Raw genomic sequence first — 14,432 nt, forward strand, 5'->3', positions numbered from 1 at the left:
ATCACGATAAGCAGGGTCTCTGAGGTCTCTTCGATGGGTCAACGACAAATTCTTCGCCGCCTTCACATCGTGGCGCTCGCGCTCTCAGGGCCCGCGTCATAAGCGAAGCCAAGCGGACGGCGAGCTATTCTACTTTTCTGATTTTCTTTTCGAGGTGCCCGTTTTTTTGGTCATGAACCAGCTGGCTTAGCGACGTCTCATTGAGATGCTGGAGCACTTCAGCCAACTTTGCTGTCTCCGGGTGGCCGGCGGCAAAGGTGTTGCCGTAAATCTTGCGCAGTGTACGAATGAGAGTGTTGCTGTGCTTCTTGCTGATCTCACCGTTCTTGTCACGGTGGCGGTCGTCGATGGACATCGCGCCCTCCCTTATGTTTTTGTACTTGCTCGGGCAGCCTAGCGTTATTGGGTCGGCGGCATCAACCTTCATTGTCCCGCAGACGAGCCACAGGGTTACGGCAAAGAAATGGCCCTAGTCATTCGAACAGGCTGGGGCAATGCAACTGGCCAGAAACCTTTGAGCAGCCCTCGGCAGAGCCGCGCGCACTAGACACTGCGCGCTGGCCGTTAAGCCGCCTGTGCGTGGCACCCGATCAATCAGTTCGTGCCGGGGTCGGCGGCGTTGTTGGAGCTGGCGTTGTCGGAGCTGGCGCTGGTGTTGGATCTGGTGGCGGCAGCGCACGGAGAGTGGCATCTAAAAAGGTGCGCAGCTTTGTGCTGTAAGTAGGCAGGTCGTCATTTCGGAAGTCACGATTGTTTTGCAAGAAGTCCCGGTGGTATGAAATATGTAGCTTCAGATTGCGGTCCCAATCATCTGGAGCGTACTCCAAAATCTCCTCGGCGGCCCAAAGGAACTGAGCGACAAACCATTCGTATTTTTCTTCTTCCCCCGCTGCGGGTCGGCCATAAGCCAACGACGGTTTTTCGACGCAAAGCTTCAAAAATTCCCTGAACGTGGATTTTGCCGTCGTCTCCTTTTGATTTTTTACGACCGTAGCCAAATTGTCGCGAGCAATTTTGAACGCCCGATACGCAATCGTAGCTGCGGTGACTGCGGCTATCGCAGTCACGACTGGTGCCCAGGTCGGTATGTTCTCGATCATCTTGTCGGGGCCGCCGTTGAGGTAGACGAGAGGCAAAAGTCCGTATGTCCAAATAGGAATTAGGGACAGACCAGTGAGGAATGCTATCGTTCTGCACATGTGAGCACCCCCAAGGCACCACAATTCCGAAATTCTCTCGCAACCTCAACGGGCGCGCAAGCGGATTTCGCCTGGGCGGGATAGATTTTTTAGAGCAAGGCGGCGGACGGCGAGCGCAAGGAGTGGCCGTTGACTTTGGGCCTACGCCTTCCCCACCGCTAAGCCGCTTTGTCCTTCGTGAGATTACCAAGCACAAATCCGAAGATTGCGGTGAGTATTGAATTGATGGCTTCCGTGCCGAGGATGAACGCCATCGTTGTTTACCCCTAACAAACGGTCTTGAAATCAAGCGCCGTCGTGCCGCAGCCTACCGCTTCCGCTTCTTCATCCTCACCCCGGCTCCGCCGCCGTTCTCTGGGATGAACTCGACGCCAGCTTTCTCCAAGGCTACCTGAATATCATCTAGGGTACGCTCATAAGGCTCGCGAGCACCTCGCTCGAAATCGGCAATCGTCTTCTGTGCCGTCTCACTTGCCTTTGATAATTCGGCTTGGGACCAACCAAGCAGGCCTCGTGCCGCTCTGCACTGCTCCGCAGTGATAGACATTTTTGATGTAACCTTACATTTTTGATGTTGACTATACGCGCAAGCTAGATTACATTTTTTATGTAATCTTTCAAGCCCCAGAGGCGATCGAGATGAGCAAGAACACCTTCCCGGTGAACGGCGGAGCCATGCCTACTCTCACCATCCGCAATCTTATCGACGAGGAAACCGGCGAAGTGAAGCTCTGGGTCTTGAAGGGCCTGGCCCGCCGCGAGGCGATGCTGACTTGGGGCGAGATCACCCCGCGGTCCCTGCGGGCCTCCGTGCGCTTGGTGGCCGACATGATCCCCGAGATGCAGTGCGCTTGGCGCCAGCGCCACGGGCTGCCCGTCGCGATGTCCACCATAACCGCTTACGGCACCGCCCGCGATGGCGTCCGCCGCTCGGCCTTCTGAGGAGCCCACCATGCTAACCAACTCCACCACACCCGCGCTGATCCGCGTCCCAGCCCGGCACTTGTTCCGTGGCGACGTTACCGGATCAGGCGAAACCGTCCTCAGCGTCAGCGCTGGAGCACGCACACCACGCGGTAAGGTCGAGGTGAGCCTGGAGCAGGGGGGTCGTCAAAGGACGGCACTCTGGAACGCTCACACCATCATTGGCGTGCGACGGGAGCCGCCGCAGAAACCGGCCGAAGCCGACATTCCTTTGTCCGATCGCCTTCCGACCTTCCACGAACTCGCCAGCTTTGACGCGGGCAGGGCATGGGACGGGCTTTCACCTGAGCAGCAGCGCACGATCGGTATGCTGGCGCTCAGGTTTGGCACGGTAGGGCAGTGCGAGGGTTTTTTCCACGAGACCATTGACGCCGTCCGCAAGGGCTTCTCCTCAAGCCACTGGACGCCCCAGGTGCAGGAAACGGCCGTTTGGCCACGGCTGCACATCCAATTGATCGAGAGCGCAGCACAGGCGGCATTCGAAGCCCTGTGCGAGCACTTCGATCCCCTTTGGCCCCAGCTGTTCGGCTGGCAGGTTCGAAAGGAGGTGAAGCAATCCTAACCTGACGACCGCAGGCGACCGAACGAGGGCGGAACCATACCGTTCGATCGCATGCCGACCTCCTTCTAACTCATCACCTCAAATCCAGAGACGACATGGCGACGCGGTTATCCATCGCGGAGCAACGGGGAAGATTTGTCCGCTGTTGCGCCTGGGGAGCCGCCGCCAACGCGGAGACACCATAATGACAGACGATAAAACTTATGAGCCCCTCGCGCTTCCGGATCAGTTCGCCGAAACGCTGGTTCGTATCGATAGCTTGGGTCCGTGCCGCCGCCTCGTGTTCGCTGTGCGCGACCCATCGGCTGGTGAAGGCATGCGGGCCGTCACGGCCAAGCTCGTTCTGAGCACAGAAGCGATGATCGAAATTGGTCGGATGATGCAATCCGGTGAGCTGACGGCTGCACCTCTTGCCACGTTCACCCACAATAGCATCCTTCCGAACTAGGGGGCACCGACCTATGACCCCCTTAGAGAGAACGATCGGCCTCGCTGAGCAAGAAGCAAGGCGAGTGCAATCCATCAAGAAGCTTCAGCAAATGCGCGCGGAAGCCCGGCAGGAGATCGATCGGCTGATCAGGTTTCTGGATCAGTCGGACTCCTACGTTATGACCGAGTTGGAGGACGATGACGAGCGGGAGGATGATGAGCGGGAGCCGGAAGAGCTTGAGCCTTCTCTTGGCTCAGTGGATCGCGCGATAGATCAAGGCCGTTGGTCGGCCGGGAGCTGCGACGACCCGAGCATGAGCACGATGGCCGGGAGCCGGAGAACCGCGAGGACGATCCCGCAGAGTGCGGCATTGCCGACTTTGAAGGGCTCTTGGAGCAGATCGGGTATCGGGACTGGACAAACACGGTGATGGCATGAAGGAAAATTCTTGGCACCGCCGACACGCCATCCAGCTTGCCAGCCAACTCCCAGACGGGACCGAGGACGCCATGATCATTCTGCGCTTGATGACGCAGATTGTTACGGACTTCCTCGCCGAACCTGAGCAGCCGGCCAAGCCGGCGCCCGTCGTGGTGCTAGTCGGGGGCAACGAGTGCGCCTGATCCGGCTGCTGATCCTGCGGCTCGCATTAGGCCCTCCGCGCCCTGGCGACCAACGCGTGGCCAGGGCCGCATCCCAGAGAATCAGCAACCTATTCTCTTCGACTGTGAAATTGCGATGGCTAAAGCGCCACCGACAAGCCGCGACTCGGGCTCTCCATCGAGACGTCGGTGATCTACCGATATCCAACCATGAGAAAGGCTTAGCTATGAATGGCGAACAGCAAACAAGCGTAACGAATGTGGTGAAGGCGTTAGGGCTGCGAAACCGTGGACCGATCGCATCCATACCGAACCACAATGGCAACGCCGCCAAGATCACTGCACATCTCGATGCTGGCGGCACTCTGTTCAATTGTGGTGTGAGTTGGCATTTCCGCAAACTGCTAAAGGAGGAGCGTCCCGACTTTTGGGCTGACGCGCTGTTGCGCTCTGCTGAAAATGCTCGACAAGCAAAGATTAGGGCTGCGCATAGGAATATGATGCTGCGCACCCATTGCAAAAGGGGGCACGAACTCACCGCCCAGACCTGTCGCATCATTACGGTCAAACACCACGTTCAGACACATGGGACCTGGCAGCACCGCGAGTGTCAGATCTGCCGACGGGAGTTCAACAAGACCTCCAAGTTCACGGCGGAGCAAATTAACGCTCTCGTAAAAGGCGCGAAGGCTGGCCTGACGATCAGTCAGCTTACAAATTACCGCTACCCTGGCACGCGGGTGATGCGCGTAAACCAATACAACACCGCAATGAGAGCCGATCCGCAACTGGCCGCAACGCTGGAGCCGATCTTCGCCAAGAACCGCTCGGTCGCTCTTCGATTAGCCCATCCTCGCAAGCTGATTGTGCCCAGGCGGATCGATAGCGGCCCCGCACTGACCGGAATTATCGCCGGGCCATCGAATGAGATATTCACGGCTGTCAATCGCGCCGTGCCTCGCCACCTCGACTTCGAGACTAGAAAAGAAGTTATGAGCGAGATGATGCTCGCGATCCTTGAGGGGACGCTTGCGATAGAGGATGCGCCGCAGCGATGGCGGGAATTTAGTCGGGCCGCTTACCGCATGTTCCCAACCAAGTATGGCCCGGTCTCCCTCGACGCTCCAGCATTCCACGACAGCGATACGCCATTGATCGAAAGGATCAGCGTCGGTCTTTGGTCCTGAGCGAGAAGCGATCGTCCGGCCCTAACGTGATGGTCTGCCTGGTAAGCCGGAGGGGGCGCGAAGCAAAGGCGACCTCAGCTCTGGAAAGGTGAGGAGCTGGCGAATCCGGGACCGGTAAATTCGACGAGGTGCTGGATTCACAAATGTTGGTGCAAGAACAAAGATTCTTGGAAATACTGCAGTGTTTGCCGACTACATGGCGGCAGGCCTCTCGGTCCCAGCTCGTTTTTCGATCCGGAAAAACCTCCAGGCTGGGGCCGATGTGGTCTGTTGCCTTCCTGCTAGCAGGCACGCGTAGGCACCCACGCGCGAATTTACGAATCCGAGCCGACAAGGGCGAGTTCCTAAACGGAACAGTGCTGAAGCGAACAGAGGAATGCTGCAAGCTTGATAGGCTCATTCTCGCTTGGTCCTTGCTAGCGAGAGGACCAGGTAACCTCCAGCGGCCCCGGCCTCCCCATTCCTCTCTACCGGGGCCGGGGCCGTCCAACGCTCTCATCGTTGTCCACGCGCAGGATGGTGCGTTGTTGGTCCCAAGCTGACAGACAAGTCCTAAGCAAGCCAAGCCGTCCCGGCGGGACGAGGCTCACCGCATCGTCGAGGAGTACGCCGGCGAACTGCGCGAGCTCATCAGGATGCTCCGTCGCAAGATGGATTGAGACGCGCGAGAGCGTCGATATGCCGCTTCGGCCACCGGAACCGTAAGCGCGATCAAGAATCTTATTCGCAGCTTTTCTCGACGAGGGGCAATACAATGCGATACGTTGCTTACGCTGTCGATTTATCCGGCGTTGCTCGTGCAGTTTACGAGATCGATTGCCAAACGGAAGAAGACGCCCAAGTTCGAGCCGAAAAACTCTTACAAGCCCATCCAGCTATTGAGCTGTGGGACGGCCCCCGCAGGGTTGCACGGCTAGTGCGTCAGGACAGTAAGCAGCATGGCCCAGAGGAATGAGAGCGCCGACAACGGGGTCTTGACCCAGTAATTGCGGCGCAATCCGCCATAGGTTGAATCCGCGATCTTGGACACCACGCCCTAGAGCTCAGCGGCGCAGACGCGGCCAAACAGATCGGCGCCGTCCATGTCGAAGTGCCGGGCACCACGACTCGACGTCAATGATCGCGGAGTTGGGTTGATCAGATCGGCATCATGGGCGACTTTCCGGAAGCGCCTGGTCCAGTCGAGCCCGCGTCGGGTGAAGATCTTGACCTCGTGGTTGGCGATGTGCAGTCGCCTCCCGCTTCTTGCGACGCAACGCCACTGACGAACTCCACGCAACGAACCCGTGGTTCCGACCGCTCGGCTTGCGCCCGGGAGCGGCGACCGAAGATGGTCGCCGAATATCAGGACCGCATCCGGATCAATCAGCGATGATGGCCATTCGAACCAGCTTTGCACCTGGCTTATAATCGAGAATATCCACTTTTCCCGGCGCTCGCTCCAAGTCTTGGCCTCGCAGACTGTAAACGTCACCGGTATGTTGACACTTCCACTCGCCGCTTCCCTCTAGTGGAAGGTCGATCTTCTCGCCAAAGGCGGAAACCCAGCCAATATGTCGGGCTGGTGATCCCATCATAAAAGACCAATCTTTTGTGCTCTTCGTGAGCGTAGAGCCGGCAGCGAGAAACGTCCCTTTGCCAACGGTGATATTTGGAACGACCGTCGAGTTGGCTCCGAATGTCGTCCCTGTTTTCACAATAGTTTTCTTGAAAACAGCGTGCCGATTGATGGCCGCGCGGGGAAACGAAATGTGGGTGAAGACCATATAGGGAGCGCAGAACACGAAGTCTCCCAGCTCTACGTGGCCAAACACTGAGACCGAGTTGCCGATCCTGCATGCGTTGCCCACGATGGCATCTGGAGCAACGTAGGTATTTTGTCCCAGGCTACAATTCTCGCCTACGACAGCGCCATTATCGACGTGAGAGAATAGCCAGACGTTGGTGAACGCCCCAACGATTGCTCCAGGTTCGATGACTGCAGTGGGGTGAACAAACGCCTCATTGACTCGGGTGTCCATCTTTCGCCTCCGATGGGACGAATCTTACCATTACTATCTCCGCGGCGGTATCAAGCGCTGGCGAAAATGTCGAATCATAGGCGCTATCGTTAGCCTAATTATTAAAGCCGACGAAATCCGACAGCCCGGACAACTACCGATATGCTGGCGGGCCTGCATTTTCACGCCAGCTCTCGATAATGCCCCGCATGATCCGAGCGAACATCTTCGCCCAACTGAGAGCTTCCTCGCGGGGCACTTGCCCTGGACGCAGCCGTCGCGATGGCAGGTCGTCGAAATAGAAATATTGACTCCGGCGCCCATCAGAGAAGCGCACCTCGAAGCTACCAGTACCGGGCACAGTTTCGTGCTTGATGAGGCGGACAGTCATGCCACTATGGAAGCGCTGCATCTGCGCAAGTCAATTTATCAATTCCTAGGATCGCTGGACGCTACCAAGACCCAGGGATAGGCGATGTGGATAAATTGGGTCCGACAGTAGCTTCCGATATTCAGAAATACCACTTGCTCCGTCGGGCAAAACAGTGGTTCATAGGGTGCTCCTGATGAATGAGGAGCGTGCCCGATGGCCGAAGAATGCCAAGCCTCGTCTGAGCTGTCGAAGATCGCCAAACTCAATGGCGACTTCCGAAGAAACTACGGGCTGCTGCTCGGGGCGTTTCTGTTCCTGAGATCTATGAGTGCCGCGCGCGGCCGCTCTTGGCTTTGGGGCGGCATATTTTCCTTAGTCTCCTCGGCCGTGCTAGGTTGGCTGGGAAGGCATGGTCTTCCTTCGTTCTGGTGACTGCCCGTCATGGAGGCATCACATGGTCAACGCGCTAATAGTGCGCCCTGGGACCAATTTGCTCTCGCCCACTAGTGAGGGGCGCGCCGCTCAGTATGTGCGGATGTCTACGGAACATCAGCGGTATTCGACCGAAAATCAAGCCGCTGCAATCGCAGTCTATGCCGCACAGCATAGCCTTGCGATCGTTCGCACTTATAAGGATGAGGGGCGTAGCGGGCTTCGCATTCAACAGCGAACCGGCTTGGCCGAGCTGATCGATGACGTGCGAAGCGGGCGGGCGGACTTCGACCATATCCTGGTCTACGACGTGAGCCGATGGGGGCGCTTCCAAAATGTCGATGAGAGTGCCTATCACGAGTTCACCTGCCAACTAGCGGGGATCAAGGTCTGCTATTGCGCGGAAGAGTTCGACAACGACGGCAGCGTCATCGCGAGCATCGTAAAGAACCTTAAGCGTGTGATGGCGGCCGAATACTCAAGAGAGCTGTCGGTTAAGGTCCATGCCGGCGCGTGTCGCGTGGCCAGCCTTGGTTTCAAGCAGGGCGGAGCTGCCGGCTACGCACTGCAACGCGAATTGGTCGACGAAGATCGGCTTCCGAGGGGGATCATCCTGAGCAAAGGCCAGCGAAAGCATCTGCAGACAGACCGGGTGCTGGTTCGCCCTGGCCCGGAGCAAGAGCAAAGAATTGTTGCTCAGATATTCCGCGAATACGTCGTTCACCGCAGATCCCAATCATCGATCGCACGTCTGCTCAACAAGGAGAAGGTACCGAACCATCGAGGGACGCCATGGTCGGACGATATGATCCGCAACATTCTGAAAAACGAGGCCTATATCGGCAACAGCGTTTACAACCGCAAGTCCTTCAAGCTCAAGCAGGTGATGAAGAAAAACCCACCGGAGCTTTGGGTAAGGGCCACAGGTCTGTATGAGCCGATTGTCGACACGAGCATCTTCCGCAAAGCTCAAGTATTGCTCAGCGAGCAATACGTTAGGCTGTCTGACGAAGCGTTGCTCAAAAAGCTAAGGGAGGCACTTTCCATCAATGGCAAGCTGAGCGTCTCGATCATGGCGGCAATGGACGGAATGCCGAGCCCAGCTCTGTATGCTTACCGATTTGGCAGTCTCAGGGCAGCGTTCCGTCGTGTCGGCTACGTGAACTCGGAGCGCGACTTCGATTACCTCGATGCGCGCCTGGAGTCTGACGCCGAGTTGTCGAGGCAGGCGTCGCTGATAGCTACTCGCATACGTGCACTTGGCGCTGCGGCCATCTTCAACGAGAGTACGAAGGTCCTGATGGTGGACGGCAAGCTCGGCATTTCGCTGCGAATGGCACGCTACTACACTGCGCCCCGGCACGCGCCTGTCTGGTTGGTGCACCGAAGGACCGCGGAGCCTGCTGAGCATCTTCTGGCTTTGCGGCTGGACGAGGAAAGAAACCGAGAGGTGAGGGACTACTTCCTTGTTCCCCTGAGCGAGATGGCGTCCCAGGTGATTGCGCTCACGACCACATCACGGTCCCGATTTGCGGCTTATCGCTGCGCTACCGTCGATGATGTTTTGCGAGCTGTGATGACGAAGGTTGGAGCGTTGCCGTCGCGTTAGCGACCGTTACGATGAACGCAGCGGATGTTCCGCCGTGTGTGCACGGCTTTAAACGCTACGGCAGATTAGGACACAAGAATGAGGCCGCCAACTGAGGTGGCCCTTCTCTGTCCCTTCCTGGTCTTCGCCTTGCCGCTTGGACCTGTCATTTTTGACAAGTGCGGCCCACTCCCAAGAAGGGCACATGATCGCCTCGAAAGAGGAGGGCTATCGCGGTGCAGCGCTACTATTTTCCGATCATTCACAATGGGCAATTACAGGCTGACGATGTGGGCGAGCAATTTAGCTCGGCTGATCTAGCGGATGACTACGGCAGCCGCGTCGCTCGGGACATCGGCAGCGATCCTGAGTACTGTACCGTTAGTGGCACGATTGTTGTTGTCGACGGGGACGGTTCAGAGATCGCGCGGCACGCTGTCGATTCTCGAACCTAATCCGGTCAAGCCAGACATGCCCCTTCGACAGTCCACCCTGGACGCCGAAGAATGCGCAGTTGCCAGCCGGTTTAGACACTCTGCATTAGGATCCGTCGCGATGAGCCCCCCAGGGGGATCCTCTTTGACGTGGCAGTTTACAATCTACCGAATCATAGGTTGAGTTCACGAGGAGCATCAACCAAAAAGTTCGGCGTAAGGGATGAACGATCCTGCTTCGCACATTTGGCGGCTTTGTTTGGATCAGGCCAGCGGGATGATCGAAGCCGCTCATCGCCTGAACGAAACGCAGAGATGGCCACATATTGTCTATCACCTTAGCTTGCTTGCCCTCGAAGAGGTCGGGAAAGCAAGCATGGTGGCGGCCAAATCCGTGGCTAACGCGCATTCGGATGGCGATTGGTTCGATCGGTGGTTTGATAGTCACCGCCGAAAGCTGCAGTGGGCGGTCTGGTCTCCACTAACCAGGCTTGATCCGGCGGATTTTGAACAAGCGCGTCAGTTTGCGGAACGCGCTCATAGAGTGCGGCTGGACTCGCTTTATGTCGATACGAACGCGGATCTGGCAGATCCGCCGCCCCATGAAAACGTTCTGCAGGATGACGCCGATCAGATTCTCGTGCTTGCCCGATCCCGCCTTGAACATGAATTGCAAGCGAGAGGTGCCGCCGTCGAGGTAGACGAACTCACGACGTGGTTTCTAGACACAATGACCGACCAGGACCGGTCGCGCACTCTATTGAGTCCGGGCTTCCTTCTGCAATTTGAGGTTTTGGGATCTAAACCAAGAGAGTGGGTCGCATGGGCTCGAGCCGAGATGGCGCGACTTGACGCAGAAGCCGAAGAGTTTCTGAAAGCGGAGCTCGCGAGGCCCGCCGCGAAATCTGGAACGGCAAAACCGAAATGGAGGGCGAACGCCTCAGTTTACACACCGTCGCATTCGCTCCGCGCCAAAGTTTTAGCGAGATGGAACGACCGCATTGAACCGGTCCAGTTTCTCTGGACGGGAAAGAAGGATGCCCTCACCCTTCAGATATCTTTGAGCGACAATCGACCTCTTCAGGATCTTGCTGGCAGGCTCATCAGCCTAGGTAAGTTAGCTGTCGCCTGCATCAGCATCGGAAGCCTTGGCTATTTCTGGTTCCAACGGCCGGGCTTCCAGCAAAAGATGTTTAAAGAGGTTCGCGACCTTGAGCATAACCGCCCCATGGATCTCGTTACGCCCGAAACTTTTTGGGATGACGGTCGAGCTGTCGCACTAACGGATGCGCATATTGATAATGCCCTAGGCTGCATGATGGCGTATGCGCCGCTGCCGGAGGCCGAAGCTGAGCCAATCTTTTCTCCGTACTTCAACGGACTCGCAATGATTGCGAAGTCAGACACGTTCTACCGCTTCGATGATTTGGCCCGGCATGAATTTGTGAGGAGCTTGGCCGGAGCATTGCGTCATTACGGCGGATGGAACGGGGCGCCAGATGAATTTGAAGCGCAACTCCATCTCGGCTTCTCTCCATTCATGCCCGAGCGGCAGCACCGCGAGAAGGTGTTTCAATCTCTCAAGACGCGGGGTGACCCAAATGATACCCCGTTGGCCAATTTGCGCACGGCAAAGCACATGGCAGATCTTTACTTGGTGCACATCGCCAGCCGAACATGGAAAACCATTCTCGATAAGCATGGGACGGACTAGGGGGTGTGCATATGACTTCTGAGATATTCGAGTTGGCGATTGAATCGATTACAGCGGCCCACATCGATAGCCTCATAGCTTCCCAAATGGAGGAAGGGCCGCGTTTTGAATTGAAGAGGGCGCTGGCGACGAACGACGGCCGAGCCGATCGATGGATGCGCGACCAGAGCTTGATCGGGAGCGTTGCCCGCGACGACATAGCCAAAGAGGTCGTAGCGTTCGCCAACGCCTACGGTGGCGTAGTCATAATCGGCATCGAAGAAACAGACGACAACCCGAAGCGGGCCAGGTCAGTCTTCGAGCCGCTTATCCCAGCAGTCCATGATTGTGCTGATCGCCTGGTGCAGTCTCTTCGGAGCATTATCGATCCCCCACTCCCGATGCTCGAAGCCCGGGGCATTGAAGTCTCCGATGGTGCCGGCGTCATAGTTGTGCAGGTTGGCTCCTCGCCATCCGCGCCCCACGGGTTTGGACGCCCATCAAATGCTTACGTCAGGCGTGGTAGCAACTCAGAGCCGCTAGTGATGAGGGACATTCAAGCCATCTTCTACGAGCGCCGAACTCGGCTTGAGCGCGTCGCACGGGTTGCTGACGAACAATTTTCGCAAGCAGAGGTGATCGCCAAGCAATGGCGGTCTGGTCACTTGATGCAGCCGGATACAAACCAACCGGTGGACGCTTCAAACGGCCTACTGTTCCAGCTCTCTCTCATCAGCTCGGAGGACTTGGCGATCGACAATCTGCCCGACCGCTTTCATCAGAAGCCGATCAGATCCGCAAAGCCGAACCTAAGAAGCCTTGTCGAGCTTCCGAACTGGACCAGCGATTGGAAGCGCGGTTACCGTTCCGCGTTGTACTCGTTCGGATATACATCGAACCTGTCGAAGGTCACGATCCGGGCTGATGGGCTCATTACACTTTTACTTGTGCGTGCCGACAATAAATTCCACCCATCCTGGTACTCGGCCATCATGGCTCAAGGTTTCTTCTTGACGGAATGGGTGCGCCGTTGGCTCGGTCGACCAGATGTCGAGTTCGTGGTTCAAGGTAAATTTGAGAAGTCGGGCAATCCAGCCATACCACAAAACAACGGCCTTTTTGATACCTGGGTGAGCATTCCATGGGACTCAGCCGTGATCGGACCCTACTCACTCACTTCTCGATCTAACTTTCCTATCGTACACGACGTCATCGAACGAGAGGTGTGGGATCTCTTTGGGTCTGTGCGAGACGCTGGCCTGCAAATTGATTGGAACCAACAGATTGATGGCTCCTGACGACGAGAAGCCTCACGCCGAGCGAGGCTAGGTGGTTATGTCAGATGGAAAGCCGCGGGATCACCATTTTGTACCCGTCTTTTATCTGCGCCAATGGCATAACGGTAATCAGAAGCTATTTGAGCACAAGCGTGTCCATGGGGGCCGGATCGCACAAAAAGAAGTGGGCGCGACTTCGACAGGTTTTCAGCGCGATCTGTACGCATTCCCCGCACTGGGTCCGGTTGGCTACGACCAGTATCTTGAAAATCGTTTTTTCAAACTTGTTGACGACGAGGGCGCGAAGGCTCTGCATCGCCTCTTGCTACGCGATCCGAAGCCCTGGACGCCCGAGCATCGCAGCGCCTGGTCACGGTTTCTATTAAGCGTCAGGCTTCGCCATCCAGACGCAGTGGATGAGCTGAGAGCGGCCATCCCCGTCGCGTGGAACCGGGGGAGCGCAGCTTCTCAGACCAAATACGAGCAGCTGCGCAAACCCGATGATCCCGAGACCTTCGAAGAATTTATTGTCCGTCGGGATCCTAACGTCTTGGACAAGGTAAGCGTTAACATGATCATGCGGGCGATCGAAAACGTCGAGATTGGAACACACATCAACGGAATGCATTGGCGCGTTTTTGAGGTTAAGGGCTCAAAGCACGACTTGATAACCTCCGACCGACCTGCTCACTACCACCGCCTGAAAGAGGAGCGTGGGTTCATCTCGCTCCCGATTGCCCCACGAAAATTGTTTGTTGCCGCCAACAGTCCTCGAATCCTGAGTGACTTACTGGACGTCAATCCAACGAGGGTCGTCTCTGAGGTGAATAAACGGATCGCCGCTCAGGCCCGGCGATACGTCTACACGCAATCGCGGGAGGCAAACGCAAAGCTCATCGAAAAATACTTCGGGGTGGCCTTGGAACCATCTCCGCTTTTCCCCAGCTTATAGTGCGGCAAGCCATTCCGCGACATCTCAGGAGAAACAGCGATGAATCTCGACAGATTATTGAAAGAGATCATCCCCTATCGAATGTCCGCAGTCAGCGCACTCAATTTGGCAACTCGCCTTGCAGCGGATGCGGACAAGCCGAAAGCAATTCAGATCTATATCGATGGCAAATTGCGCATTGAAGGCAATCTTTTTGCCTTTACCAATCCAGCGATTGAAGCGGGGTTAGTTCATTGCCGCGCATTGCTGGAATTTTTGGGCCTGAACGCGAGTCGACAAGGCCGCATAGTCAACGTCAGCGGGCGCCGGCCTACCGATGTTGGAATAGAAAGTTTCTCAAATACGAGTGGTGGACTCTCAATGGTCAGTCCTGAAGCTGCACTTGCCCGTTACGAGGGAGGCAAAGAGGAAGCCGAGCGAGCGCTCCTGACCGTCTTCCAAGTAACGAACAAGGGAATAGCCCATGTGACAGAAGACTTGCTGGACAATCCCGAGCATGGGCGCCTAATCGAGATTGCAAGCCGAGGAGTGCCGTCGCTGGTGGTCAGCTATCTATACACACCAATGGGATTGCCGGCGCCTGACTACAAGCTCTCGCATAGGAGGGCATAACAACGGTTACTCTTTGGGAGAGACTTTTCCTCAGCCTTATGGGCTGTCAAGGCGGCATCCTACTGCGGTCTGCTTGACATTTCTCATCAAGAAATGGTCTGCCGCGG

16 protein-coding genes are annotated in these 14,432 nt (G+C 56.7%); 12 read left to right on the forward strand and 4 right to left on the reverse strand.

Annotated features, from left to right (window positions below):
• Positions 1–124: 124 nt before the first annotated feature.
• The 3 genes from BM374_RS17565 to BM374_RS17570 all read right to left on the reverse strand — a co-directional run bounded on the left by BM374_RS17565 (position 125) and on the right by BM374_RS17570 (position 1,746).
• Positions 125–355, reverse strand: a complete 231-nt coding sequence (locus tag BM374_RS17565) for a hypothetical protein (RefSeq protein WP_092294982.1) — start codon at positions 353–355, stop codon at positions 125–127.
• 235 nt (positions 356–590) lie between these two features.
• The gene (locus BM374_RS37935) at positions 591–1,136 is read right to left on the reverse strand and encodes a hypothetical protein (RefSeq protein WP_143270208.1); all 546 of its coding nucleotides are present in this window, start codon (positions 1,134–1,136) and stop codon (positions 591–593) included.
• Positions 1,137–1,506: 370 nt separating this feature from the next.
• Positions 1,507–1,746, reverse strand: coding sequence for a helix-turn-helix domain-containing protein (locus tag BM374_RS17570; protein WP_092294280.1), 240 nt, complete (start codon positions 1,744–1,746; stop codon positions 1,507–1,509).
• A 92-nt stretch (positions 1,747–1,838) separates the two neighbouring features.
• On the opposite strand from BM374_RS17570, the gene BM374_RS17575 reads away from it, so the two are divergent.
• The 5 genes from BM374_RS17575 (at position 1,839) to BM374_RS17600 (ending at position 4,964) form a co-directional block, all read left to right on the forward strand.
• Entirely contained in the window at positions 1,839–2,141 is a 303-nt protein-coding gene (locus BM374_RS17575; protein WP_092294282.1) for a hypothetical protein, read from the forward strand.
• 10 nt (positions 2,142–2,151) lie between these two features.
• Positions 2,152–2,745: a hypothetical protein gene (locus BM374_RS17580; protein WP_143270209.1), complete on the forward strand. Its 594-nt coding sequence runs from the start codon at positions 2,152–2,154 to the stop codon at positions 2,743–2,745.
• A gap of 184 nt (positions 2,746–2,929) precedes the next feature.
• Positions 2,930–3,193: a hypothetical protein gene (locus BM374_RS17585; protein WP_143270210.1), complete on the forward strand. Its 264-nt coding sequence runs from the start codon at positions 2,930–2,932 to the stop codon at positions 3,191–3,193.
• A 416-nt stretch (positions 3,194–3,609) separates the two neighbouring features.
• Positions 3,610–3,798: a hypothetical protein gene (locus tag BM374_RS17595; RefSeq protein ID WP_092294290.1), complete on the forward strand. Its 189-nt coding sequence runs from the start codon at positions 3,610–3,612 to the stop codon at positions 3,796–3,798.
• 206 nt (positions 3,799–4,004) lie between these two features.
• Positions 4,005–4,964 (forward strand): hypothetical protein, encoded by a 960-nt coding sequence (locus tag BM374_RS17600; protein WP_092294292.1) that lies wholly within the window; start codon positions 4,005–4,007, stop codon positions 4,962–4,964.
• Positions 4,965–6,325: 1,361 nt separating this feature from the next.
• Here BM374_RS17600 and BM374_RS17605 read toward each other — a convergent pair.
• Positions 6,326–6,985 carry an acyltransferase gene (locus BM374_RS17605; RefSeq protein ID WP_092294294.1) on the reverse strand — a complete coding sequence of 220 codons (660 nt, stop codon included), beginning with the start codon at positions 6,983–6,985 and terminating at the stop codon, positions 6,326–6,328.
• 565 nt (positions 6,986–7,550) lie between these two features.
• Here BM374_RS17605 and BM374_RS17615 point away from each other — a divergent pair.
• The 7 genes from BM374_RS17615 (at position 7,551) to BM374_RS17645 (ending at position 14,325) form a co-directional block, all read left to right on the forward strand.
• Positions 7,551–7,769 carry a hypothetical protein gene (locus BM374_RS17615; RefSeq protein WP_092294298.1) on the forward strand — a complete coding sequence of 73 codons (219 nt, stop codon included), beginning with the start codon at positions 7,551–7,553 and terminating at the stop codon, positions 7,767–7,769.
• A gap of 22 nt (positions 7,770–7,791) precedes the next feature.
• The gene (locus BM374_RS17620; RefSeq protein ID WP_177248373.1) at positions 7,792–9,378 is read left to right on the forward strand and encodes a recombinase family protein; all 1,587 of its coding nucleotides are present in this window, start codon (positions 7,792–7,794) and stop codon (positions 9,376–9,378) included.
• Between the two features lie 215 nt (positions 9,379–9,593).
• Positions 9,594–9,812, forward strand: coding sequence for a DUF6894 family protein (locus tag BM374_RS17625; RefSeq protein WP_092294302.1), 219 nt, complete (start codon positions 9,594–9,596; stop codon positions 9,810–9,812).
• 202 nt (positions 9,813–10,014) lie between these two features.
• The gene (locus tag BM374_RS17630; protein WP_092294304.1) at positions 10,015–11,505 is read left to right on the forward strand and encodes an AbiV family abortive infection protein; all 1,491 of its coding nucleotides are present in this window, start codon (positions 10,015–10,017) and stop codon (positions 11,503–11,505) included.
• A gap of 11 nt (positions 11,506–11,516) precedes the next feature.
• Entirely contained in the window at positions 11,517–12,782 is a 1,266-nt protein-coding gene (locus BM374_RS17635) for an AlbA family DNA-binding domain-containing protein (RefSeq protein WP_092294306.1), read from the forward strand.
• Positions 12,783–12,819: 37 nt separating this feature from the next.
• Positions 12,820–13,713 carry a DUF4238 domain-containing protein gene (locus BM374_RS17640; protein ID WP_092294308.1) on the forward strand — a complete coding sequence of 298 codons (894 nt, stop codon included), beginning with the start codon at positions 12,820–12,822 and terminating at the stop codon, positions 13,711–13,713.
• 39 nt (positions 13,714–13,752) lie between these two features.
• Positions 13,753–14,325 (forward strand): hypothetical protein, encoded by a 573-nt coding sequence (locus tag BM374_RS17645; RefSeq protein WP_092294310.1) that lies wholly within the window; start codon positions 13,753–13,755, stop codon positions 14,323–14,325.
• Positions 14,326–14,432: the final 107 nt, after the last annotated feature.

Origin of the sequence: Bradyrhizobium sp. Ghvi, assembly GCF_900115265.1 — a bacterium.
GTDB lineage: Bacteria > Pseudomonadota > Alphaproteobacteria > Rhizobiales > Xanthobacteraceae > Bradyrhizobium.

What these genes read in the sequence shown, in the direction of transcription:
- BM374_RS17565 (WP_092294982.1), bottom strand. Translation starts at nt 355, where the DNA reads ATGTCCATCGACGACCGCCACCGTGACAAGAACGGTGAGATCAGCAAG.
- BM374_RS17570 (WP_092294280.1), bottom strand. Translation starts at nt 1,746, where the DNA reads ATGTCTATCACTGCGGAGCAGTGCAGAGCGGCACGAGGCCTGCTTGGT.
- BM374_RS17575 (WP_092294282.1), top strand. Translation starts at nt 1,839, where the DNA reads ATGAGCAAGAACACCTTCCCGGTGAACGGCGGAGCCATGCCTACTCTC.
- BM374_RS17580 (WP_143270209.1), top strand. Translation starts at nt 2,152, where the DNA reads ATGCTAACCAACTCCACCACACCCGCGCTGATCCGCGTCCCAGCCCGG.
- BM374_RS17585 (WP_143270210.1), top strand. Translation starts at nt 2,930, where the DNA reads ATGACAGACGATAAAACTTATGAGCCCCTCGCGCTTCCGGATCAGTTC.
- BM374_RS17595 (WP_092294290.1), top strand. Translation starts at nt 3,610, where the DNA reads ATGAAGGAAAATTCTTGGCACCGCCGACACGCCATCCAGCTTGCCAGC.
- BM374_RS17600 (WP_092294292.1), top strand. Translation starts at nt 4,005, where the DNA reads ATGAATGGCGAACAGCAAACAAGCGTAACGAATGTGGTGAAGGCGTTA.
- BM374_RS17605 (WP_092294294.1), bottom strand. Translation starts at nt 6,985, where the DNA reads ATGGACACCCGAGTCAATGAGGCGTTTGTTCACCCCACTGCAGTCATC.
- BM374_RS17615 (WP_092294298.1), top strand. Translation starts at nt 7,551, where the DNA reads ATGGCCGAAGAATGCCAAGCCTCGTCTGAGCTGTCGAAGATCGCCAAA.
- BM374_RS17620 (WP_177248373.1), top strand. Translation starts at nt 7,792, where the DNA reads ATGGTCAACGCGCTAATAGTGCGCCCTGGGACCAATTTGCTCTCGCCC.
- BM374_RS17630 (WP_092294304.1), top strand. Translation starts at nt 10,015, where the DNA reads ATGAACGATCCTGCTTCGCACATTTGGCGGCTTTGTTTGGATCAGGCC.
- BM374_RS17635 (WP_092294306.1), top strand. Translation starts at nt 11,517, where the DNA reads ATGACTTCTGAGATATTCGAGTTGGCGATTGAATCGATTACAGCGGCC.
- BM374_RS17640 (WP_092294308.1), top strand. Translation starts at nt 12,820, where the DNA reads ATGTCAGATGGAAAGCCGCGGGATCACCATTTTGTACCCGTCTTTTAT.
- BM374_RS17645 (WP_092294310.1), top strand. Translation starts at nt 13,753, where the DNA reads ATGAATCTCGACAGATTATTGAAAGAGATCATCCCCTATCGAATGTCC.